The organism is Pseudoalteromonas sp. P1-25 (genome assembly GCF_001401805.1).
Classification (GTDB): Bacteria; Pseudomonadota; Gammaproteobacteria; order Enterobacterales; family Alteromonadaceae; genus Pseudoalteromonas.
Map to the genome: position 1 here is coordinate 1 of NZ_LKDW01000008.1, position 23,216 is coordinate 23,216.

The 23,216-nt window shown below is 41.6% G+C and carries 20 protein-coding genes, 3 tRNA genes and 1 pseudogene; 15 read left to right on the top strand and 9 right to left on the bottom strand.

The window, feature by feature from the left end; genetic code table 11:
* Positions 1-121 precede the first annotated feature (121 nt).
* Positions 122-217, bottom strand: a pseudogene (locus AN393_RS20540) (sugar O-acetyltransferase); the annotation flags it as partial.
* A 139-nt stretch (positions 218-356) separates the two neighbouring features.
* On the opposite strand from AN393_RS20540, the gene AN393_RS06980 reads away from it, so the two are divergent.
* Positions 357-1,013 carry an NAD(P)H-dependent oxidoreductase gene (locus AN393_RS06980; protein WP_055016903.1) on the top strand — a complete coding sequence of 219 codons (657 nt, stop codon included), beginning with the start codon at positions 357-359 and terminating at the stop codon, positions 1,011-1,013.
* A gap of 48 nt (positions 1,014-1,061) precedes the next feature.
* On the opposite strand, the gene AN393_RS06985 is transcribed toward AN393_RS06980, so the two are convergent.
* Genes AN393_RS06985 through uvrD form a run of 3 tightly spaced genes read right to left on the bottom strand, consistent with a single transcriptional unit; the run spans position 1,062 to position 6,175 of the window.
* Entirely contained in the window at positions 1,062-1,910 is an 849-nt protein-coding gene (locus AN393_RS06985) for a hypothetical protein (RefSeq protein ID WP_055017701.1), read from the bottom strand.
* A 58-nt stretch (positions 1,911-1,968) separates the two neighbouring features.
* The gene (locus tag AN393_RS06990; RefSeq protein WP_055017702.1) at positions 1,969-4,032 is read right to left on the bottom strand and encodes a GNAT family N-acetyltransferase; all 2,064 of its coding nucleotides are present in this window, start codon (positions 4,030-4,032) and stop codon (positions 1,969-1,971) included.
* Positions 4,010-6,175, bottom strand: coding sequence for a DNA helicase II (gene uvrD, locus AN393_RS06995; protein WP_055016900.1), 2,166 nt, complete (start codon positions 6,173-6,175; stop codon positions 4,010-4,012). The genes AN393_RS06990 and uvrD overlap by 23 nt, the downstream gene beginning before the upstream one ends.
* A 312-nt stretch (positions 6,176-6,487) precedes the next feature.
* On the opposite strand from uvrD, the gene AN393_RS07000 reads away from it, so the two are divergent.
* The 3 genes from AN393_RS07000 (at position 6,488) to AN393_RS07010 (ending at position 7,902) form a co-directional block, all read left to right on the top strand.
* Positions 6,488-6,712 (top strand): hypothetical protein, encoded by a 225-nt coding sequence (locus AN393_RS07000; RefSeq protein WP_004588664.1) that lies wholly within the window; start codon positions 6,488-6,490, stop codon positions 6,710-6,712.
* Positions 6,713-6,826: 114 nt separating this feature from the next.
* The gene (locus AN393_RS07005; RefSeq protein ID WP_055016899.1) at positions 6,827-7,195 is read left to right on the top strand and encodes a YacL family protein; all 369 of its coding nucleotides are present in this window, start codon (positions 6,827-6,829) and stop codon (positions 7,193-7,195) included.
* 83 nt (positions 7,196-7,278) lie between these two features.
* Complete coding sequence (locus AN393_RS07010) at positions 7,279-7,902, top strand: dUTP diphosphatase (RefSeq protein WP_055016898.1); 624 nt, start codon at positions 7,279-7,281, stop codon at positions 7,900-7,902.
* Here AN393_RS07010 and yrfG read toward each other — a convergent pair whose 3' ends face one another.
* Positions 7,903-8,550, bottom strand: a complete 648-nt coding sequence (gene yrfG, locus AN393_RS07015; protein ID WP_055016897.1) for a GMP/IMP nucleotidase — start codon at positions 8,548-8,550, stop codon at positions 7,903-7,905.
* Positions 8,551-8,612: 62 nt separating this feature from the next.
* Here yrfG and nudE point away from each other — a divergent pair, with 62 nt between their 5' ends.
* The 7 genes from nudE (at position 8,613) to AN393_RS07050 (ending at position 13,292) form a co-directional block, all read left to right on the top strand.
* On the top strand, positions 8,613-9,185 hold the full coding sequence (gene nudE / locus AN393_RS07020) for an ADP compounds hydrolase NudE (protein WP_029772216.1): 573 nt from the start codon (positions 8,613-8,615) through the stop codon (positions 9,183-9,185).
* Positions 9,178-9,969, top strand: coding sequence for a 3'(2'),5'-bisphosphate nucleotidase CysQ (cysQ, locus tag AN393_RS07025; protein ID WP_055016896.1), 792 nt, complete (start codon positions 9,178-9,180; stop codon positions 9,967-9,969). Before nudE ends, cysQ begins: the two co-directional genes overlap by 8 nt.
* 248 nt (positions 9,970-10,217) lie before the next feature.
* Positions 10,218-10,294 (top strand) — tRNA-Met (locus AN393_RS07030).
* A gap of 82 nt (positions 10,295-10,376) precedes the next feature.
* Positions 10,377-10,453: transfer RNA gene (locus AN393_RS07035), tRNA-Met, on the top strand.
* A gap of 182 nt (positions 10,454-10,635) precedes the next feature.
* Positions 10,636-10,712: transfer RNA gene (locus AN393_RS07040), tRNA-Met, on the top strand.
* A gap of 423 nt (positions 10,713-11,135) precedes the next feature.
* Complete coding sequence (locus AN393_RS07045; RefSeq protein WP_055017703.1) at positions 11,136-11,750, top strand: trimeric intracellular cation channel family protein; 615 nt, start codon at positions 11,136-11,138, stop codon at positions 11,748-11,750.
* 33 nt (positions 11,751-11,783) lie between these two features.
* Complete coding sequence (locus AN393_RS07050) at positions 11,784-13,292, top strand: YifB family Mg chelatase-like AAA ATPase (RefSeq protein WP_055017704.1); 1,509 nt, start codon at positions 11,784-11,786, stop codon at positions 13,290-13,292.
* 77 nt (positions 13,293-13,369) lie between these two features.
* On the opposite strand, the gene AN393_RS07055 is transcribed toward AN393_RS07050, so the two are convergent.
* Positions 13,370-14,074 carry a response regulator transcription factor gene (locus AN393_RS07055; RefSeq protein WP_055016531.1) on the bottom strand — a complete coding sequence of 235 codons (705 nt, stop codon included), beginning with the start codon at positions 14,072-14,074 and terminating at the stop codon, positions 13,370-13,372.
* A gap of 175 nt (positions 14,075-14,249) precedes the next feature.
* On the bottom strand, positions 14,250-16,745 hold the full coding sequence (locus AN393_RS07060; RefSeq protein ID WP_055017705.1) for a S9 family peptidase: 2,496 nt from the start codon (positions 16,743-16,745) through the stop codon (positions 14,250-14,252).
* 84 nt (positions 16,746-16,829) lie between these two features.
* Here AN393_RS07060 and AN393_RS07065 point away from each other — a divergent pair, with 84 nt between their 5' ends.
* Positions 16,830-17,906 carry a CNNM domain-containing protein gene (locus AN393_RS07065; protein ID WP_055017706.1) on the top strand — a complete coding sequence of 359 codons (1,077 nt, stop codon included), beginning with the start codon at positions 16,830-16,832 and terminating at the stop codon, positions 17,904-17,906.
* A 17-nt stretch (positions 17,907-17,923) separates the two neighbouring features.
* On the opposite strand, the gene AN393_RS07070 is transcribed toward AN393_RS07065, so the two are convergent.
* Complete coding sequence (locus AN393_RS07070) at positions 17,924-19,141, bottom strand: EAL domain-containing protein (RefSeq protein WP_055017707.1); 1,218 nt, start codon at positions 19,139-19,141, stop codon at positions 17,924-17,926.
* Positions 19,142-19,323: 182 nt separating this feature from the next.
* Between AN393_RS07070 and AN393_RS07075 the strand changes: the two genes are divergently transcribed.
* Positions 19,324-20,340, top strand: a complete 1,017-nt coding sequence (locus tag AN393_RS07075) for a metalloprotease (protein WP_055016527.1) — start codon at positions 19,324-19,326, stop codon at positions 20,338-20,340.
* Between the two features lie 44 nt (positions 20,341-20,384).
* On the opposite strand, the gene AN393_RS07080 is transcribed toward AN393_RS07075, so the two are convergent.
* Positions 20,385-21,695 carry a short-chain fatty acid transporter gene (locus AN393_RS07080; protein ID WP_055017708.1) on the bottom strand — a complete coding sequence of 437 codons (1,311 nt, stop codon included), beginning with the start codon at positions 21,693-21,695 and terminating at the stop codon, positions 20,385-20,387.
* A gap of 226 nt (positions 21,696-21,921) precedes the next feature.
* Between AN393_RS07080 and AN393_RS07085 the strand changes: the two genes are divergently transcribed.
* On the top strand, positions 21,922-22,989 hold the full coding sequence (locus AN393_RS07085; protein ID WP_055017752.1) for a potassium channel family protein: 1,068 nt from the start codon (positions 21,922-21,924) through the stop codon (positions 22,987-22,989).
* Positions 22,990-23,008: 19 nt separating this feature from the next.
* Positions 23,009-23,215, top strand: coding sequence for a PLDc N-terminal domain-containing protein (locus tag AN393_RS07090; protein WP_055016525.1), 207 nt, complete (start codon positions 23,009-23,011; stop codon positions 23,213-23,215).
* Position 23,216 lies beyond the last annotated feature (1 nt).

Consider the following 23,216-nt stretch of genomic DNA (forward strand, 5'->3'; position numbering starts at 1 on the left):
TTTGTGAATAGTATTTTGGCTATCTGAAAATAAGCACACGTAATACATACCCATCCAACACCTACCATCTAGGTCAGGCGAGCTAGTGAATCCCAACGCTAAAAAAACATATTGATTAAAATTATAGTGTTCTTATTTCACGAGCAGGGTTACCCGCAACAACTGTATTTGCCTCTACATTTTTGGTAACGCCCGATCCCGCAGCAATAAAACTGTTACCCAAAATGATATGGGTTTGGTCTATTATCAATTTTTTTTAGAAAGTCTTTTAAGTATTCTGCTAATTATCAATTGGCATCAAGTACTATAGACTTACTCCATCTTGTATTTACATACCTCACAAAGGGGAGAAAAGCATGTCTCATCAGATTATTAAAGACTTACATAACCGTTATACGGCTAAAAAGTACGATGTGAACAAACGTATTTCATCAGCAGATATTGACGTAATTAAAGAAGCTATTCGCTTGTCTGCTTCTTCGATCAACTCTCAACCTTGGAAGTTTGTATTGGTAGAAAGTGACGAAGCAAAGCAGCGTTTACACGATACATTTGCTAACAAGCATCAATTCAATCAACTTCATGCAAAAGAAGCATCGCATACGCTGTTATTAGCTTATGATCCTAAATTTACTAAGGAGAAGTTTGTTAAACGTGTGGATGTCGAAGTGAGCTCTGGTCATTTACCAGCAGAGTTACGTGAGAGCTTTATGGGTGCTTATGCTTTTGCAGAAATGAATACAGATGAAAATGGCTATAATGGCAGCTGGACTAAAGCACAGGTTTACCTAGCACTGGGTAACATTATGCATACACTGGCGCGTTTAAATATTGCATCTACACCCATGGAAGGTGTTGACCCAGAGTTAATTGGCGAGAAGTTTAGCGAAGAGCTAGATGGCCATATTTGTGAAGTGGCACTTGCAATGGGTTACCCTGTTGAAGAAGAAGACTGGAACTTTGGCAAACCTAAAGCGCGTTTACCAGTTGAAGATATTATTGCTACTGTATAACGTGTTGCTATAAGTTAATTAGCCGAGAATCTTCTCGGCTTTTTATTTTTAGAATAAACCATACGCTTGTGTTTCTTCGTCTTCCTCTTGTGCTAATTGATCAGGTCTAAATATTGCGCTAGGATCTATTAAAACACTGTGTTTTTCGGCTAACTTTATTAGCCCTCGCATCATGCCTTTGGTTTGCGGGTCTATATCAAAGCCTACTTCGGTTAATTTATCGAGTGGCTTAATGTCTTCTTTTTTATAATCTATATTGTCCTCTACTTTATCTACTAGTAACCCGATATGTGGGTTGAGCCCGTCTTTAGTAGTAAAAACAATAATAGGTTTATAGTCGAGTGTTATTTGCTCTTTTGCCGCATCAAACACTCGTTGCAATTGCATAAAGCTATTGCGCTTTATACTCGCTACATATTTACTGGCTTGTTTATAGTCCTGCTCGCTATGAGCACTAACTGCGTGATCTGTTGCTGTAACTAGCGCTTGAAAAGGCTCATCAAATTTTTCTATGATAGTTTTTAGGTCACTGTTGTCGGTTTTAAACTCTTTATAAAATACGGCGATGTTGTGCAGCTGAATTTTATCGTTCGTTATTATCTGGCTCTGCTGCGCGATGCTTTTTTCAAATTGGCTAAACCAATCATTAAGCGAGGCTTGCCAGGTTCTTAGCTCATTAAGTGCTTTTTTATTACTTTGCTCTGTAGAGCTGCCATTTAAAATAACACCTAGGTCGAACACTGGCGTAGGTGTTTCCATGTAGTCTTTTACACCAATAAAGCTCTTATTGTTATTTGGCAATGTAGTAAGGTTATTATCAAACCGCTCGGTGAGTAAAATATCGAGAATTTTAAGTGAAATGGTTTTACAGCCCACTTGAAAGTTTATGAATTCCATACCTTTATCTTTAATTGCCTTGTAATGCTTTAAGGATAGAACAAAATGGATAAATAGCTTAAAGGTTGAGTGGTTTTTTAATTAGTGATTTAACAGCGAGTTTAAATTGCTGCTCTAATGCTTTTCTCCCACTTAGGCGGTGTTGTTTGATTAGCTGCTCATTATTGTGGTTTTGTAATACCATTTGTATCAGCAAGTGGCGATCTTCACTTTTAGTTGCCATTAGGCAGGACGGTGAGTGGTTAAATAAATACCATAGTTTTGGCGCGGTATTAAAGCGATTTATTGCACTAATTGCAGTGTTAATAGGTGGGCTGGGCACGCTAGATTCATCGAGAAATTTACTTATTAGCTCACTGACTAACTCACTGTCGAGTTGGCTAAAGTGCGTTAATAAACCATAAAACAAATCACTTTTAAATTGCTGAGCTAAGGTATGTAAGCCCTGCGGGGATGTGTCTAATGCTTTAACAACAAGGGCTGAGTGCTCACCGGTGCTTTTATCTCGCTGATAACCTAGCTTAACAGTACTAAAGCCCTGAGATTGCCAAAAACGTAAAAGCCCAGCTGTAGCCCCAAAACTTGCACCTATATAACTACAGGTGGGTGTTAGCTGATGCTGGCAATGCGCTAGCAATGCTTTACCTACGCCTTGTTGGTGCAGGTTAGGTGCAACAGCTATACGAATAACGCGTGCGCTTTGTTTTGTTAAATAGCTTGGCTGTGCGCTTAATTGCGCGAGTGATTGTGCCATTAAATGCCCTTGTGGGCGCCGCTCACCACTGATTACTTGCTTAGCTAACTCTGCATCCATACCGCCCTCAACAGCTATTAAACACACTCCCACAACATGCATGTCGCATCTACTAATAAACAGTCTTTGCGCTGGGGCATCAAGTAAGTGGCGTAAATCGTTAACACTGCTTTGATAATGGGCAAGTGCGAGCAGCGCAACTATTTGCTGCAGTAAAGACTCATTGTCAACGAGTTGCTGTTGAGTGACTTCAACGTGCTCAATGCTACTTAATGCGGGCGGGTATTCTTTATATTGTGCATCTAAAGCAAAGAGTGTGCGTACATGTTGCTCAAGAGGGTCGCTCTTGGCAAAACGTATAGGGTCTTCTAAGTTTACAACTTTTGCCGCTTTGTAATTTGCTTTAATATGTTGCGTAAAACGAATGGTATAGCCTCGGCCATTACCCTCGTAACCTACCAAGGTGCTTGCAAAGACTATACGCGGGTAGTGCTTTAACATGGCGAATAGTAGTGGTACAGGGATTGCGGCGGCTTCATCGACCAGTAATAGTTCACATTGCGGCAACTGATTAAGCAGTGCATCTGGGGCCATGTATTGTAAATTAGCTAAATGTTTTTGCTGAGCCTTGTATTCAACCTGTAAGGTTTTAGCTAAATGCTTAAAACAGCTATGGGTGGCTCTGAATTGTGTTGCGCATACAATGATTTTTTTATCATGTAATGCTGCGGCTGCAAGACCAAGCGCGGCTGATTTTCCTCGCCCTCTGTCGGCATTAATAATTAAAGGCCTGTTCGCGCGGCCTGTGGCCACCTTAATTATTTGTTCAACGCATTGTTGCTGCGCCTGATACTCAATTTTATTCGTTACATTGCTTTTGATCGGCGGCTGTTTAAAGTCAGTGTGTTCATCAAAGTGTATGACGGGTAGCGTTTGTAAAAGGCGAGAAAAACGTAAATTAAAATAGCTTTGCCGATTACTACTTCCATGAGATTGCACGCTTTTAAGTGCAGGGTCTTGCCAAGAGGCTAAACTTTGTAAGTCAGGCAGTAATAAAAATAACAAACCGCCTGCTTTTATGGTACCGGCAAGGGCAGCAAATTTATCGGGGTAAATGCCACTAAAGCCATCATAAACGGCATGAATAAACTCTTGTCCAAGTAGTTCATGGGTATGCTCAGGCCAACTTGAATTAGCAATGCCGCTGTTTGACAGCAGTTTTACATTATCTGAGTCTGTTAATGCGCTTAGTAGCTCGTAGCACCAATCGGCTTGGCCTGTGATAAGTACTAACTGACGATGTTTTGCGTCAGTTAGTTGCTGTGTTAATTGTTCAACATAGTGCTTATACAGCTTGAAGTCGTGCATATGCGGTCACTAGCCATTTGCTGCCAAGGTCGTCAAAGTTAACTTGTACACGCGATTGTGCGCCACTGCCTTCGTAATTTAGCACAGTGCCAATACCAAATTTAGCGTGCAGTACACGTTGACCTAAGTTAAACCCACTTTCTTCAAAAGCTGCATGGCTTACTGACGCGCTAAAGCGCCCAGCAGCAGGTGGTCGCGATACCTGCGTTTTAATACGAATTTCTTCTACGCAGTCTTCGGGTATTTCGCGTAAAAATCGCGATGGGCTGTGGTATTTCTCTTGGCCGTATAAACGGCGGCTTTCGGCATGGCTTATGTAAAGCTTGTCCATTGCACGGGTCATACCCACGTAACAGAGGCGGCGTTCTTCTTCTAAGCGCCCTGATTCTTCATTACTTTGCTGCGATGGGAACATACCTTCTTCAACGCCCACCATAAACACAAGTGGAAACTCTAATCCTTTAGCAGAGTGAAGAGTCATCATTTGTACAGCGTCTTCGTGCTCATCCGCTTGGCCTTCACCAGATTCGAGTGAGGTGTAGGCTAAAAAGCCCTGTAATGGTGAGCTAAACTCTTCTTCTTCAGGGAGCTCGTACTGATCGCATGCACTGATAAGCTCTTCTAAGTTTTCTACGCGAGCGCGGCCTTTTTCGCCTTTTTCAGCTTGATACATAGCCATTAAACCAGACGTTTGAATCGTGTATTTGGCTTGCTCTTGTAGTGTAAGGTCGCTAATTTTATCTTCTATGTGTTCGACCAACTCTACAAACTTTGTAACAGCGCTTGCCGCACGACCCGATAAATGCTGTTGTTCAACAATTGCTTTAGCCGCGTACCAAAGAGGCAGCGACTCAGCACGCGCACAGTCGCGTATATGGCTAAGAGTTTTATCGCCAATACCGCGCGCAGGGGTGTTAATTACACGCTCAAATGCGGCGTCGTCTTGGCGGTTTCCTACCAATCGTAAGTACGATAGCGCATCTTTAATTTCTTGACGTTCGAAGAAACGCATACCGCCGTAAATACGGTATTTTAAGCCTTCTTGAAGCATGGCTTCCTCGAGTACACGAGATTGCGCGTTACTGCGGTATAAAATGGCGGCGTCTTGCAGCGCATTACCGGCATTTAACCAGCTGCGTAGCTTACTACTTACAAAGCGGGCTTCGTCTAGCTCGTTAAAGGCTGCATAAATTGATATCGGCTCGCCTTCGTTGCCATCGGTCCACAAGCTTTTACCCATGCGCTCTGCATTGTTTTTTATAAGCGCATTAGATGCTTTTAGAATGGTTGCGGTTGAGCGATAGTTTTGCTCAAGGCGAATAGTTTCAGCATTAAAGTCTGTTAAAAAACGCTTTATATTTTCTATTTTAGCGCCGCGCCAACCGTAAATACTTTGGTCATCGTCGCCTACAATCATAATGCTTTGCGTATCGCCTGCAAGTAGCTTTAACCATGCGTATTGAATGGTATTGGTATCTTGGAATTCGTCTACCAGCATGTGGGCAAAGCGCTGCTGGTAATGGCGAAGTAGCGTAGGGTTATTTTTAAGAACCTCGTAGCTACGTAGCAGTATTTCTGCAAAATCGACTAAACCAGCGCGGTCACATGCTTCTTGATAGGCTGCATATACACGCAGCATCATTTGCTCGTTTATATCGTAGGCTTGAATATCTTTAGGACGCAGGGCTTCATCTTTCTTAGCGCTGATGTACCAGCCAAATTGTTTAGCTGGCCATTTTTTATCATCAATATTCATTGACTTTAATAAGCGCTTGATCATTCTTAGTTGATCGTCAGAGTCTAAAATTTGAAAGGCTTCTGGTAGGTTTGCTTCACGATGATGAGCGCGCAAAATACGGTGTGATAAACCATGGAATGTACCAATCCACATGCCTCCCACGGGGGCTTTTAGGGTTTCTTCAACACGGGTGCGCATTTCTTTAGCGGCTTTATTAGTAAAGGTAACCGCAAAAATACTATAAGCAGAAGCTTGCTCAACCTGCATTAACCACGCGATACGATGAACTAAAACACGTGTTTTACCCGAACCAGCACCTGCTAATACCAGCATGTTTTGTAGTGGGGCTGCAACGGCATCGCGTTGTTTGTCATTTAAGCCATCGAGTAATTCAGAAACGTCCATCGTTACGCCTTTTCAATCAATAATGAGAGGGAGTATAACAGGTGTTTTTGTTAGGCTAAATAAAATACTGTTTTTATGAACAGCTATTCTAAAAATACTTGTAAAACTAATTGCTTAGCTGTTTATTTATGCTGTTAAGTAACTGCAATTAAGAATAAAAATAATCAAATTGACCTATATTTAGTAAAAAACACTAAATCAGTTATTTTGTGCTAGTTTAACTAATTGATTTTTAAGCTTTAAAAAATTGGCATAAAGTGTGATAGTAAGTAAATAACTAAAATTTAAAATTAATTAACTACAGAGGTAAGTATGGCTGATCAAGGTTCTGGCGGTAATGTAATTGCGGCGTTGTGTAATATATTTTTTCCTGGTTTAGGGCAACTGGTACAAGGGCGTATTTTAGCTGCTATCTTCTTTGCGCTAGCTATTATAATTAGTTACGCACTTATTTATGTATTGGTAGGCTTTGTACTTGTGCCTATTATTTATTTATGGTCGATTATAGATGCTGCACGTTTTAGATCGCGAAGTTAGCTTTTATGCCACCTATTTAAATAGCGCCCATTGGCGCTATTTTGCGTTTTAGGGGCGGTGTTCAGGGCTATTTATGGGTATAATTAGTGCATTAGCGTTTTATAAGTAAAAATTATGGAATATCAATTTATACGTGACCCTATTAGCGGGCTGCGCATTAAAATAAGCAGCGAGCATGCCCTAATTGGCCGCTGGTTAAATGAAGAAATTGGCAAAGAAAAAGTGGCGATGGTACAAGCACTTATCAACTCAGTTAAAACAAGCTACGAGCCAATAACGTTAAAAGGCCAAGAAATAGACTTAATACTCTCTAAAGACGAAGCCTTATTTGAAGCCCATGCCCTACACCAAGACAGTGAAGACTTAGTTGCCTATCAAGATGATGACTTAATGCTTGAAGAAAATGGCCTAGTGAGTGGTTGTGGCTTTGAAGATTTTATAGATTTAATTGAATCTTGGGCTGACTTTAGCGGCTCAAAGTAAAACCAGAATTATTAAAATAGTGCTGATGCATTGCGCTTTTTTTATCTGTACTATTACACCAATCAAAAACGTCAGGAATGAATATGTCTGCCAATTTAAATAAGCTAGTCGTTATGCTAGAAATGCAAAATGCCATGAATACTAAGGTTCATGAGCAATGGTTTAGCCAAGGTTTTGAGTGGTATAGAGCCATTTGGGTAGAGTGTGCAGAAATGCTAGACCACTACGGTTGGAAGTGGTGGAAAAAGCAAACCCCAGATACTGAGCAAGTCATTTTAGAATTGGTTGATATATTTCATTTTGGTTTGTCATTAAGAATCGATGGAACAACACCCTACGAAGAATTAGCTAAACAGTTGGAGAAAGAACTTAGCGCGCCTCAAGCCGCAGAAGATTTTAAACAAACGCTTGAAGTATTAGCCGCTTCAGCAGTGGCTAACAAAACCTTTAACGCTGCTGCATTTGCAGGGTGTATGGCGCAAATAGGGATGGATATTGACGATTTATACCGGGGTTACGTAGGGAAAAATACGTTAAACTTTTTCCGCCAAGATCATGGCTACAAAGATGGCAGCTACATTAAAGTGTGGAACGGTCAAGAAGATAACGAGCATTTGGTTGAAGTCGTAAAAAGCCTTGATACCGAACATGCCGACTTTGCAAAGTTAGTATACCAAGGTTTGGAAGCTCGTTACCCAAAAAGCTAATTATATAATAGTGCGGTAGTCGGTTACGTTTAAGTAATCGGCTATTACATTATGTGGTTGCTTACTATCAGGGTTAGCAACCGCAAGTAAATGTTCTATGCCGTATTCTCGGGCTGCATTTAAAACAGGCACACTGTCATCAACAAACAAAGTGCGCTGCTTATTAAACCCTAAGTCTTTTTGTACTTGATGCCACAAACTTTGCTGCTCTTTACTCACGCCGTATTGGTGAGTCGACACCACGCCATCTAAATAATTATCTATCGCGGTGTGTTCAAATTTGAGCATGACGTTTTCAGGGTGGGCGTTAGTTAACAAAATCAGCTCTTTACCTGCTTTTTTTAACTCAGTTAAAAAGTGAGGCACATCTTCGCGTACTTTTATTAGGTGTTGGGTTTGACGTTTTAGTTCCATTATCGGCAACTTTAACTGTTCTTCCCAATAATCTAAACAATACCACTGTATTTGGCCACTTACCGCTTGGTAGCGTTTGTGCATATCGGCTTTTGCTTCATCAAGGGTGATATTGCGAGTGCGTGCAAGTTGTTCTGGAACAACGTTAAGCCAAAAGTGACTATCGAAATGCAAATCGAGTAATGTTCCGTCCATATCAAGTAAAACGGTATCGATTTTTGACCAATTTAGCATGGGCTTTTCCTTGTGAAAAGTTTATGATTAAGCACAACTGCCATGATAGCAAAATAACGCCAATGACACAGAAAAAGCACCCAACTCCACCGCAAATTATTAGTAATAATGTAGTTGCTAAAAGCCGTTTATTTACTGTTGAATCATTAGAGCTTAAGTTTTCTAATGACGAAGAGCGCCAGTATGAGCGAATACGCGGCGGTGGCCGTGGGGCAGTAATGATTGTGCCAATAACTGCGGACAACGAAATGCTACTGGTACGTGAATATTGTGCAGGCACGAACGACTACCAATTAGGTTTTCCTAAAGGCTTAATAGACCCAGGCGAAACGCCCCAACAAGCTGCAAACAGAGAGCTTAAAGAAGAAGTGGGTTTTGGCGCTGAATTTTTTGAGCCATTAAAAGTAGTATCAATGGCGCCAAGTTACTTTAACGCAACTATGCATATTTTATTTGCTAAGCAGCTATACCCGCAAACGTTAGAAGGGGATGAGCCTGAACCGCTAGTGGTTGTTAAGTGGCCATTAACAGATTGGCAGTCATTATTAGAGCAAGACGATTTTACCGAAGCTCGCAGTGTTGCCGCTTTGTTATTATTAAATAAGTATTTAGCGTCTGGAGCTGCAAATGAATAAACTACTAGAGCCTTGTATAGAGCTTGCACAACGAGCAGGCGATGCCATTATGGCTATTTATAAAAAAGATGATATTGGCCAACAAGAAAAGTCAGACGCTACGCCCGTCACAAAAGCAGACTTAGCGTCTAACGATGTGCTCGTTGCTGGTTTAAAAGACCTTGCGCCCGAGATTCCTATTATGTCAGAAGAGACGCCTATTCCGGCACTTGCCCAAAGACAAGACTGGCAACGCTATTGGTTATTAGATCCGATGGACGGCACGGGCGAGTTTATTTTAGAAAGTGGTGACTTTGCCGTTAATATTGCGCTTATTGAAAATAACCACCCCGTTTTAGGTGTGATCCATTGGCCAGCAAAAGGCATTACTTACTTTGCTACTGCTAATCAGGGGGCATTTAAACGAGAAAATGGTAGCGATACAAAAATGTCGGTAGCAACACCCGATAACCTAACGCTAGCAGTAAGCCGTAGACAAAAAATTGAAGCGGTCAGTCAGTATTTAAATACGCAATTTGCCACTATTGCTGTAGGCTCGTGCTCGCTAAAAGCATGTATTGTTGCCGAGGGTAAAGCTGACTGCTTTTTACGAATTGGCCCTACTGGCGAGTGGGATACCGGCGCGTCACAAGTGATTGTAGAAGAGGCGGGCGGGTGTATTACCGATGCAGAGTTTAACCCGCTTACATATAACCAGCGTGAGAGCACCGAAAATCCAGATTTTATTGTGATGGGACACCCAGATTGGGAGTTTCAAAAAATGATAAGCCCGCATCAAAGATAGCGATTTAAAGAGTGGTTTGATTGCTTTTTGTTCGGTTGAACGCAATTAACGAGTGAAAGCCTTGCAATATAAGTTTATTCCTATATTATAGCGCTCTCTTCGAAACAGGCTCGTTATTAACACGAAACTATTTCAAAGAAATTACAGGCGCGGGATGGAGCAGAATGATAAATCATTCGCCGGACTGCTTAAACCTGAAGTCGAAGGTCGTCGGTTAAAATCCGCCCCTTAGACTATAAACATACAGGCGCGGGATGGAGCAGCCTGGTAGCTCGTCGGGCTCATAACCCGAAGGTCGTCGGTTCAAATCCGGCTCCCGCAACCACTTTCCTTTATGGGTTTGAGGTTACTGTAAACTCTAACTTAAGAGATTAAATTAAGTAGTCGATAGACTTAAAATATACAGGCGCGGGATGGAGCAGCCTGGTAGCTCGTCGGGCTCATAACCCGAAGGTCGTCGGTTCAAATCCGGCTCCCGCAACCAATTTCCTTTAGGGGTTTGAGGTTACTGTAAAACGTTAGTTAAAGAAAAGCTTGTCGGTCTCAGCTCTTCATTAGCCAGCAAAGGTAGTCGTTTTAAATCCGGCTCCCGCAACCAATTTCCTTTAGGAAGTTGACAGCCACGTTGTAATGTAAGCAACGCTAAATAAGTATGCATATTTCAGGCGCGGGATGGAGCAGCCTGGTAGCTCGTCGGGCTCATAACCCGAAGGTCGTCGGTTCAAATCCGGCTCCCGCAACCACTGAAATACATAAAATGAAACGACACGCTTAAAGCGTGTTTTTTTATGCCTAAAATTCAGGGAAATGGATAGCTCGTCGGTCTCAGCTCTCCACAAGCCAGCAAAGGTGGTCGTTTTAAATTCGGCTCCCGCAACCACTGAAATACATAAAATGAAACGACACGCTTAAAGCGTGTTTTTTATGCCTAAAATTCAGTGAAATGAATAGCTCTTCGGTCTCAGCTTTCCATTAGCCAGCAAAGGTCGTCGGTTCCCTTCACAAGCTCTGGCTCCCGCAACCACAGAAATAACACCCCTCATAAACTTATGCCTTCCAAAATAGTGTTTTATACACGTTATAAATTTTCCAAAAAAAAGTGTTATTACTTAAAACTTTGTATAGTTTGTGTTAAAACGGCACAAATAATTTTGGGTGTGTTACACATGACTGAGCTTTACCACTGGTTTGATTTAATTGGCATTGCCGTGTTTGCTATTACGGGTACATTGGTTGCACATGAAAAGAAAATGGATGGTTTTGGTGTTGTAGTATTAGCTGCTGTAACAGCGATTGGAGGCGGTACGGTTCGTGACCTTATATTGGATGTTCCGGTATTTTGGTTACACGACCAAAGTTTTTTTTATGCTATTTTAGCAGCGGTATTTATTAGCACTCGGCTTATTAACAAGCAAAAGTCGATTCCACATTACACATTACAAATTGCCGATGCATTTGGGTTAGCATTTTTTTCGGTTATGGGTACCCAAAAAGCATTACTTGCCGGCATGCCAAATATGACCGCCATTATTATGGGTGTAATTACCGGTTGCTTTGGTGGCATGCTCCGAGATGTGCTGGCCCGTGAAATCCCTATGTTGCTAAAAGGCGAGCTATACGCAATTACCTGTATTGCAGGCGGTGTTGTTTATACTTTGGGTATTCACTTTGCGTTAGCGACTGAACTTGCCATGGTAATGGCAATGCTAACCACCTTATTGCTTCGTATTGCAGCTATTAAATGGCAAATCACAGTACACGTTTTTAAATATTCTGACTAAACTAATTAATTAAACCATTAATTAGGATAAGGAATGTCGCTAGCTCGCATTTATTCTCGTGCCCAAGTGGGTATAAACGCCCCTGAGGTTATTGTAGAGGTACACCTTGGTAATGGTTTGCCAGCTTTTCATATTGTAGGGCTTCCTGAGGCCTCAGTTAAAGAATCAAAAGATAGGGTGCGTAGCGCCCTAGAAAACTCTCAATTTGGTTTCCCCGATCAGCGCATTACCGTCAATTTAGCGCCTGCCGATTTACCTAAAGATGGTGGACGCTTTGACTTAGCTATTGCGGTAGGTATTTTAGTGGCCTCTGGGCAGGTTGTTTGCCCTGATATACATAAATATGAGTTTTACGGAGAGCTTGCACTCAATGGCGAAGTGCGTGGCGTAAATGCCATTTTGCCCTCTGTACTTGCAGCAAAAGAGCAAAACCGCTGCTGCTTTTTACCTTTTACCAACGACAGCCTCGCAAGTTTGGTGAACGGCGTTAAACGCAAAGCGGTTAATTCATTACAAGAAGTGTGGGGTGATTTATTAAATCAGCAGCCTTTACCTTTAAATATTGAATACCCTGATTGCGCCCAGTCTCCCGACTTTTTGCTCGATTTAAGTGATGTTAAAGGCCAACCCGGTGCTAAGCGAGTGCTAGAAATAGCCGCAGCTGGAGGTCATAACTTACTTTTTTTAGGGCCACCTGGAACGGGTAAATCAATGCTTGCTCAGCGAATGGCAACCATAATGCCAACTATGTCTGACGATGAGGCGATATCAACCGCTGCACTTTACTCTATTATTGGTCAATCTATCGATTTAAATAATTGGCGCCAGCGGCCGTTTCGAAACCCCCACCACACTTGCTCAGCAGTTGCTTTAGTCGGTGGCTCTTCAAACCCTAAGCCGGGTGAAATTTCACTTGCGCATAACGGGGTGTTGTTTTTAGACGAGCTTCCAGAATTTGAACGTAAGGTGCTTGATTCTCTGCGTGAGCCTATGGAAACCGGCTCTGTGGTTATCTCCCGTGCTGCAAGGCAAATGGAGTTTCCGGCGCAGTTTCAGCTAATAGCTGCACTTAACCCTAGCCCAACGGGGTGCCATAATGATAAGCGAGCAACACCTGACCAAGTTATGCGTTATTTATCTCGCGTCTCAGGCCCATTTATCGACCGCATCGATTTGCAAATTGAGCTACCCCGTTTAACCAGTGTTGAGCTGCAAAGTACTCAGCCCGAGGAAAGCAGTGCTCAAGTTAGGCAGAGGGTTGAAGCTGCATACCATATACAGTTAAAGCGCCAAGGTAAGGTTAACGCGCGTTTAAATAACAAAGAAATGAATATACATTGTGAGCTTGCGCCTGCTGAGTTGCAGTTTTTAGCACGAGCCAGCGAAAAACTGTCGTTATCACCGCGCTCTTATCATAGGGTCATTAAAGTGGCACGTACGATTAGTGATTTAAAAGGCGCAGAACACATTAGTTTAGAAGAGCTAAAAGAGGCGCTAAATTACCGCGCTTTCGAGCGGTTGCTAGCGCAGTTAACTAAATAATACCGAACCGCAATAAGGCTTAATTATTGTAAGGTGTTAAGCTCGGCGTATTTTTACTATGTTAAAACTTTAATGCGCTAAATTGACAGCATATAGCCTTTGCCACGCACGGTTACAATGCGTTTTTGGTCTTTTTCATCGTAGAGCTTTTTACGCAAACGGCCAATTAAAACATCCACAGTGCGATCATTTGGGCTCCAATCGGGCTGACCTATTTCTTCTGATATTTTCTCACGCGAGGTGGCTTTGCCTGCGTTGCTAATTAAACAAATTAGCACTTTGTGTTCGGCTTCGGTTAAGCGCGATTCAGTGCCTGATGAGGTAATTAATGTTCGATTGTCGGGGTGAAGTTTAAAGTCGGCGTATTCTATAAATTCTTCGCTTTCGTCATCGTCTTGATTAATTGCAATGCGTTTATAAAGCGCACGCATGCGTAGTTCAAGCTCTAATAAGTCAACAGGCTTGCAAATATAATCATCAGCGCCTTGGGCAAGCCCTGCAATACGATCGGCTTGTGAGTCGCGGCTGGATAAAACAATGACGCCGATATCGGTCAAAGTGTTGAGCTCTTTGGCAAGCTGCAACCCATCACGCTTGGGTAATACAATATCAATAATGGCAAGAGAAATAGCACTGCGCAGGTTTACGCGTTGCCTAACTATGTTTAGGGCATCAGCACCTGTGGAGTCTATTTCTATCGAAAATTCGGTGTCTGTAAAGTGATTTTGGATGCGCTTAACGAGTAGCTCGTCGTCTTCAACCAATAAAACGTTAATTGCCATAGGACTTATTTTTGTATATTTATAGCTCTGTATGGTAGCACCAATCGTTTAATGCTGAGAAGAGGGGGCTGTAACTTTTCGGTAACTTTATGTTTCAAATATAAAAGGCGCCTCATAAAGCACCTGTTTATGGGGTTAAGCTCAGCACACCTAGTAAAATGTGCTGAGCGCTGTATTACTTACCTGAGTACATAGCATCCCACCACTGTGGTTCGCCTTTTAGATGTTTATCAAAATAAGCAAGCATAGTGTTCCACCAATCAAAGCGCTTATCACGAGCAAAAATTTGATGGTCGGCGCCTTTGTATTCAATTAGATCTACATCTTTATTTAAGAGCTTTAAGGCAGTATACATGGTTAAACTCTCGCCAATAGGTACATTGGTATCGCTATCGCCATGTAAAAGCAGCAAAGGTGTTGTTACTTTATCGGCATGAAATACAGGGCTGTGCTCGCTGTACAGTTTAGCGTTATTCCATGGAAAGCTATTTTTAGAGGCTTCGCCTGAGTATAAATACCCCCACCAACCTTCGCCCCAATATGAGGTTAAGTTTGATATGCCCGCGTGCGCAATAGATGCACTAAACATGTCTGTTTTGGTAGCAAGTATCATGGTCATGAACCCCCCGTATGAGGCGCCTAAATTACCCACTTTTTTGCTATCAACAAAATCGTATTTTTTCAAAAAGGCTTGGGTTCCTTGTATTATATCGCTAGCGGTATAATCGCCCCAGGCATTGACGTGCTGTGCAGAGAACTTTTGTCCAAACCCTGTTGCTCCTGTGGGCTGTAATACATAAACAACATAGCCATTTTCTGCCCATAAGTTGAACGGGTATCGACCTGTAAAGCCACGAGTAACAGGTGAAGTACCGCCGTAGTAATATACAAGTGCAGGGTGTTTTTTAGTTTTATCTAGGTTAGTAGGTAGGTATACACGCCCTGTTATTTCTACGCCGTCTTTATTTGTGAAATTAAACTCTTCTAGGGTTGGGATTTGTGTATTAGCGTAAGCAAGCGGCTTAGAATCCCAAATAAGATCTGTTTTGTTTTTACTAATATTTAAGCGCTTAAGCTGCTGCGGCGTAGATGCTGTGGTACCGCTTAGTAGTACTTGCGGGTTTCTCTCGTGCGAATAGCTAAACTGCTCGACGATATCTAGACCTGTATTAAGCTTTTTAAAGCGCTGTTTGCTTAAGTCGAATAAATACAAAGGTTGAGTATCTTGCTCGGTTACTTTTATAAGCGCATCGCCGTTATCAAGTACATGTAATTCACCTATAGCGGGGTCAAACTGTTTACTTAGCGCTTTTACGTTTTTACCGTTATCGCTAAGTAAGTACAACTGACCGTCGTAATTATTAGCTAACATCCCTTTTGGAAGGGCGCGGCCCGCGCCATTTTTAAAGTCTGGGCCAGCAACAACGTAAACATCTTTGTTGGCGTACTTTGCATGATTAAAGGTTTTAAATTTACCAAAAGACGTTATTTTGTTCGATTGTAAGTCAAGCTCCACCAGTTCAGTTTCTGGATGGGTGCTGGCTTGCATAACCATAACTTGGCGGCTCATGAGTACCTTGCTACGATTAGTGTGCGCATCTTCAAAGCTATGCGAAATTGGCCCTTGGCTAAGCGCTTTAATTAAGCCGCTGTGTGTATCTAGCATATAAAGTTGGCTTACGTTACGTGCGTATGACCACCTATCTTGAAGCCCCTTGTAATGCTTAGTTAAGCTGTTGTTGTCTTCGGGTGATTTAGACCAACTGAAAATGAGGCTGCTGTTATCATAAAAATTAAAGTTACTCGCGCCTTCTAGCCCTTCGGCTAAGGTTTTAATACTGAGGTTTTTACGGTTTAGCTGTTTTAGCTCATTCCCTAACGTATAAACTAAAAATTTGTTATCGGGACTCCACGCTATATTGCTTGGCTGTTGGCCTTCAAAGCGATACAAGGTTTGATTTTGGCTATTTTTAAGCTCGGTTACCACGTTTGCCTGGTTAGCTGTTTTATTTGAATAGCTGCGTGTGCTGGTAACATATTGTTTAGCATCGGGCGCTAAAGAAAGCCCACTAACCGTGGGGGCATCAAAAAGCTGAACGGCAGAAAGTCGCTGAGTTGTAGAGGTGTTAATTGTAATGTTGTCAGTGTCGGCGTTGGGTTCAAAATCGAGGGAAACGTTGTTCCAGTTAGCCACTTGTTGCGCCACTAAAATCACACTATGAGAGCCATTCGTTAACGATAAAGAGTAAGTGTGGTTATCCCCTTTTTGAAGCTTAGCATCGATAAATAACTGAGCGCTCTCTACTCCTTTTATAGTTAATGTGCCTTGGCTAAAGCGCCTTGTTTCAATATTGAACTTAAGCGCTTGTAGGCCACCTAAAGTCAGTGCGTTTACTTTATTAAACGGCTGCCAGCTATGCTTTTTACCAAATACAGACACGCTTTGCGTATTACGCTGCAGCTGCTCTAATAAGTTATTAATAATGGCTTGGCCGTGTGGCGTTTGAAATGGCTTAACTTGCATGTTTTCGCCTAAAGGGCCAATAAACTCGATATTTGATTTATCAAGCGGGGCTGCTATTGCTGTCAAACTGAAGCTGCCAAGAGCAAAAAAGGTAGCTGCTTGTTTTAGTAATTTATTTTTTGTGGTCCAAGGTGAGCTAATTCTCATATTTGTGCCTATTATTGATAGTTATTTGGCCAAATATAGCATGTATTGTTACCATGCCCATATGTTCAACTCATCGGAGAAAAAGTGACTTTACTGATTGTGTACATGGTTGCTGCCATTGTCATTTCTTTTTTATGTTCTGTAATGGAAGCAGTGTTGTTGAGTATTTCGCCAAGTTACGTGGCGCTTTTACGTAAAAACCAACCAGAACTTGCTAAGCAACTCGAAAAGCTAAAAAATAATGTAGATCAACCGCTTGCTGCAATACTAACGCTCAACACGGTTGCTCATACTGCGGGAGCTGCTGGCGTGGGCGCGCAAGCGGCTGTGGTTTTTTCAGATGCGGCGGTTGGTATTGCCTCTGCGATAATGACACTCTTAGTATTGGTACTTTCAGAGATTATTCCCAAAACGTTAGGGGCCAACTATTGGCGTGCTTTAACGCCTAGCGTCACTTACTCTTTACGTTTTTTAGTGATATCGCTAAAGCCATTTGTGTGGTTCGCCCAAAAGCTCACTAATTTAATGGGGGCTAAGCACGATGAGGCTTTTTATATTCGCCAAGAAATAGAAGCCATGGCAGATATAGGCACCGAAACAGGGGCGATCCATGAAGATGAGTCTGAAATCATTCGCAACCTTTTACACTTTAGGCATGCTAAATTAAGCGATTTAATGACGCCGCGCACTGTGCTTTATAAAGTACATAAAGGGTTAACAGTCGATCAATACATGAGCGAGCACGGCTCGTCATCGTTTTCGCGGGTGTTGGTGTTTGATAAAGACGCTGATGACATTATCGGCTTTGTGCATAAAAACGATATTATGCTGGCTTATCATCGCTTAGGCACCGACTATAAAATTAGTAAATTAGTTAAGCCTATCCATACGGTGCCCGAAGGGCATAATGTGTCGTCGTTACTACAAACCTTGCTTAAGCAGCGCACTCACATATGTTTAATTGTTGATGAATACGGTGATGTACAAGGCATTGTAACCCTAGAGGATATGATAGAAGCACTTATGGGGCTAGAAATTGTTGATGAACGTGACCAATCGACCAATATGCGTATGGTTGCTAAGCAGCGCTGGCGACAACGTTTAGCAAGCAGTAAGCATATAGTAAGTGAAGATGATAATTCGCCCCGAGATAAAAACTAGTTACCTCGGGGAGAAGGCTAGCGTTTAATTGTGCCCCCCGTACTATTTACCCAATTTATTGCCCACTCTATAAATTCGTCTTTGGCTTTAGGGCAGGTAAATAAAAATCCTTGCATGGCTAAATTAGTACGGTAATTTTTTAAATAGAGTGACTCCTCTGCGCGCTCAACCCCCTCAGCCACCAGGGCTAGTTGCTCTTGACATGCAATATCAACGAGTGAGCTCACCACTACTTGCGAGAACTGATCTGTTTCAATATTACTAATAAGTGTACGGTCAATTTTTATTTCAGTAAAAGGGAGGCGTTTGAGCTGGTTCATATTGGTAAAGCCCACCCCAAAGTCATCTAATGATATACCAAAGCCATGCATTCTTAATCTGTTTAGCGTTTCTAGCTGAGAAAGGCTAGATAGCGCGTGTTGCTCGGTTATCTCTAAAATAATATCACTTGGTGATAACTCATTGAGCTGTAAAATAAGCATTAGCTTATTAGGGCAGCTTAAATCATCTAATTGCGTAGGTGATAGGTTAAAAGCCAGTTTTAGGTGCGCGGCAATACTTGTGCGTATGGCTTTTAAATCGCTGGTGGCTTGTTCAAATAAGCTAAAGGTAATTTGATTAATTAATCCGCATTGCTCCGATAATGAAATAAAGCGGTTGGGTGCGATGATTTCGCCAGTATCCGTTTTAACTATGCGCGCTAATACTTCAATACTTTCTATTTCACTGGTTTGAGAATTTATTTTGGGCTGATAGTAAGGTGTTATTTCGTTTAATTTTATTGCCTCATGCAATGCTTTTTCTGAGATAGAAGTATGGGAATGTTCGTTGTGCACGGCTAAGTGTTTTGCTTTTTGTAAAACAGTTTTTACTTGATTAAGTTGCACGGGTTTAGCTAAATTTGCGACTAAGTGAATATTGCTATGACGCGCTAAATTTGCAGCCAAATTAATAACCTTGTGATCCATCTCCGAAATTATAACTACTGCACCTGTAAAATTAAGCTCGCCTAGTTTTCTTATAAACTCCATACCATCCATTTCGGGCATGTTTAGGTCTGTAAATACAATGTCGTAAAAGTTTATATCGTCAGTTACATGAGTCAGCGCTTGCTGAGCACTCAGGCATTTTGTAACTTTATTCGAGACTCCTAGCTCATTTAAAATGGCCTCCATAACAATTAAAATCGCCTTAGAGTCATCCACAACTAAAATATTGGGTACCGAAATCGACATGCTCTATCCTTGTAACTACTTAATATATTAGTACTGTAAAAGTAGCTTCTGATCAGCCTTTTGTCAGCTTAGTTTTATATAAATTTTTAACTTCCTAGTGCTATTGTGCTTATAGTCTGTAGCAATTCGTGTTTTTTTAATTCATCGGTATACTAGCGCTATTGTTTTAACTGGTTTTAGTCATGATAAAAATCGACCTCATGCTTGCAGAGCAACCATTAACCCTTATGGTATCTGGGCAAAAAATAGTACAAATATTCCATAATCAACAAGCTATAGCATTTGAAAACCCTAAGGATAATTATGTTGAATTTGCTTTATCTAACCAAAGAATAGGTATAGATAGCTCGCAGATTCAGGAGCAATCACTTTCGTTATTTGTAGATGGTGTGTTTGCTACACAGCTTGCTTTACCTGCGCCGGTAAATAGCCAGCCCAAAAAAGGCTTTTTAGGGCTCGCGGCACTGGGCTTTAAATTATTTAAAAGTGCAAAAGTAATTAAAGTAGCGCTGGCCGGTGCATCGGTTGCTGGCTATGCGTGGCTATTTAGCATTGAGTTTGCGCTGATGCTTATTGCGTGTTTAGTCGTGCATGAGTACGGACACGTAAGAGCCATGAAATACTTTGGCATAAAAACCAAAGGTATTTACCTTATTCCCTTTGTAGGCGGGTTGGCTGTTAGCGATGATAAAATAACAACGCGCTGGCAAGATGTAGTTATATCATTAATGGGTCCTGCGTTTGGTTTGTTTACATCAGTGCTAGGTGTAGTGCTTTATTACGCCACCGAGATGGAGATATTTGCAGGTGTTGCGGTATTAAGCGCACTACTTAACTTATTTAATCTATTACCCATTTTACCGCTTGATGGCGGCCATGTACTAAAAAGTATCAGCTTTTCAATGCGCTCTTGGGTCGGTTTAAGTGTGTGTTTACTCGGTGTGTTATTTGGCTTATGGCTTAGTTATACATTTGGCTTAATGTTACTGGTGTTCTTTTTGTTTGTTGGCGCACTAGAAATTGTATTTGAATGGCGAGGCCGACATTACTCGCATTTATTGCCGCTTGATAAATACGGCCAAGGTTTTTCAGCTGCTATGTACGCTATTGTAGTTGCAGGCCATGTGGCAGTAATGATGCACTTTGCCGATTCAGAGAATCCAATACTTAGCCTGCCGATGACTATTTTATCGAGTTAATAGTTATACGCGCAGTATCCCTAAATACTGCGCGTAATGAGGGTTTAGTAAAAGCTCAACACGAGTGATACAAACACCCCTGTAACAAATAGCTGCACTACACAAAACCCCATAATATCTTTTGCTTTTAAGCCTGCTATTGCCAGTACAGGTAGCGCCCAAAAGGGTTGAATTAGATTAGTCCACGCATCACCCCAGGCAACTGCCATAGCAACGCGTGATATATCGGCGCCCAGCTCTTGCGCTGCGGGTATAACAATAGGTGCTTGTACTGCCCATTGGCCGCCGCCAGAAGGTACAAACATATTTACCAGGCCTGCACTTATAAAGCTAAAAAATGGCAAGCTATCGGCATCTGCTACGGCAATAAAACCATGCGATATTTGCTGGGCTAAACCGCTGTCGACCATAACGGCCATAATACCTGCATAAAACGGAAATTGAATAACAATACCTGCGCCGCTAGGAATTGCTTGTTGTAAGCTATTAAGTAAGTTATGGGGTGTTTGGTGTAATGTAATGGCTAAAAACAAAAACATCGCAATAACGCTATTGAGGTTTAGGCTACCGCCTGCAATTACAAAGTAATACGCCAAATAACACAGGCCGAGCAAGCCAATTGCTATGCCTAGCAGTTTACTGTGTTCTAAATGTTGAGCAGGGCGGGTTACATTTTCATTATTAGCGGGGATCTCTTTTATTAGCGCAGGGTCTACATACACGCTGTTTTTATCACTGGGTAGCATGTAGCGGTTAACCAGCGGCATAATGATAAATAAGCCAATGAGTATGGCTATGTTAAAACCAGCAAACAGGGTTTGTTCAGTACCAATTATACCAATGCTACTTTGTGAAAAGTGGCCTTGCGTGGCTATAGTGAGCGGTATAGAGCCGGCTAAACCGCCATGCCATACTACGAAGCCCGAATAGGCACTGGCGACTAACAGCCTGTAATCAACCTTGGTTTGCTTAGCAATGGCTTTCGCAAATAAAGCGCCAATCACTAAGCCAAACCCCCAATTTAACCAACTTGCTAATAACGAAATAAGCGTGACTAAAATTATTGCTTTTGGCGGAGTATTGGCAAGTGTAGCTAGTTTTTCTAATAGTTTACTTACAGGCGATGTACTTGCCAGCATATAGCCTGTGATTAGCACTAACAGCATTTGCATAGCAAAGCTTAGTAGGTTCCAGAAACCATTACCCCATGCGTTGATAACTTCAATACTTGTGGCGGGAGTAAATAGGCATGCCCCTAGCAAGGTAATAATGCTTAGCAATATTACAAATATAAAAGGGTCGGGTAAGTAGCGCTCTACTAATTTGGTAAACGGTGTGGCAATTTTATTAAGCATAATGTGTCTGTGTGTTTTTTCGTCCTCTTATAATTAATCATGCTATAAAGGTATTAGCAAACCCACATTTAGTCTTATATTTGTAGGATCTGCTTATTTTCTAGGGTGGGAAAGCTGTAATCTACAGCGGTTTACAGATCTTTACTTAAAAGCTTAAACGTTGCTTAAATGCATGGCTTACAGTAACGTACTGTTTATAGATAATTTACTAACAAAAATTTGTATTATGCTGGGAATATTTAAGAGGCTAACGCTACTTCTTCGTGCTCATATCGATCAGCTGAGTTGGCAAGCGGTGATGCTCGCGATACTTGCTCATATGTTAGTGACTTGGGGGCTACTGCTTATTGCAAATGAGCAAGCGCTTACTTCGTTTAGCACCTATTTTTACTACTATACAGTCACTACTTCAACTGTGGGTTACGGCGATTTTAGTCCAACTAGCGAGCTAGGTCGTTGGGTGGTGGCATTAATACAAATTCCGTTTGGATTAGCTTTATTTGGCGTTCTGTTAGGAAAAACAGGGCAAACAGTGACTTACTTAATTAGGCGCGCTATGACTGGTGATAAAAACTTTGCTCACAGTAACAACCATATTATTATTTTTGGCTGGCACGATACCCGAACAAAAAAAATGATTGATTATATTCTTGCCGATACTAAACGTACTGATCGCCGTATTTTATTGGCGGTAACTGAGCAAATGGAGCACCCATTTTTAACCAACGAAAATGTCGACTTTGCCCGCCTTACCAGTTTTACCGATTTAGAAGAACTTGAACGTGTTGCTATAAATCGTGCCGACAAAATTATTATTGATGGGCAAGATGACAACCAAACATTTACAACAGCATTGCGTATTAGCCGCTTAGTCAAAAGTGAATGTCACATTAGTGCGCATTTCTTAGATGAAACTAAGGTCGATATGCTACTAGAGCACTGCCAAAATGTGGAATGTAGCAGTGCTAAGTCGGCTGAGATTTTAGTGCGCTCAATGCAAGACCCTGGCTCTAGCCGAGTACAAGAAGAGCTATTATCTACGTTACATGGCGACACGCAGTTTAGCTTAGCTATTCCTAGTGGGTGTGATGAAATGGAGTTTGGTACTTTGTTTCACCATTTTAAGCATGACTATAATGCGATTTTGTTAGGGGTAGCGCACAATTTAAGCGCGCAAAATATGGATTTAAACCCACCGCTTGACTACAAAGTAAATGCAGGCGATATACTTCATTATATTGCGCTTGAGCGTGTGCTAACAAATGAAGTTGATTGGCAAAGCTTGGCAAAATAACCAAGGCCTAGATTAAATAATGAATGAAGTAGTATTTTTAATAATTATTTTAAGTGCTTATATTTTACCCGTGGTAATTGTGGTTAATAGTAAGCGCACCCAAGGCCACGAAAAAAATGGCTGGTTATTAGGCGTAATTATTTTTTCGTGGTTGGGGCTTTTTATGTATTTTACTATTGTGCCCAAGCAGGGGCATAAAAAAAGAAAGAAGAATAAACCATCGTAGA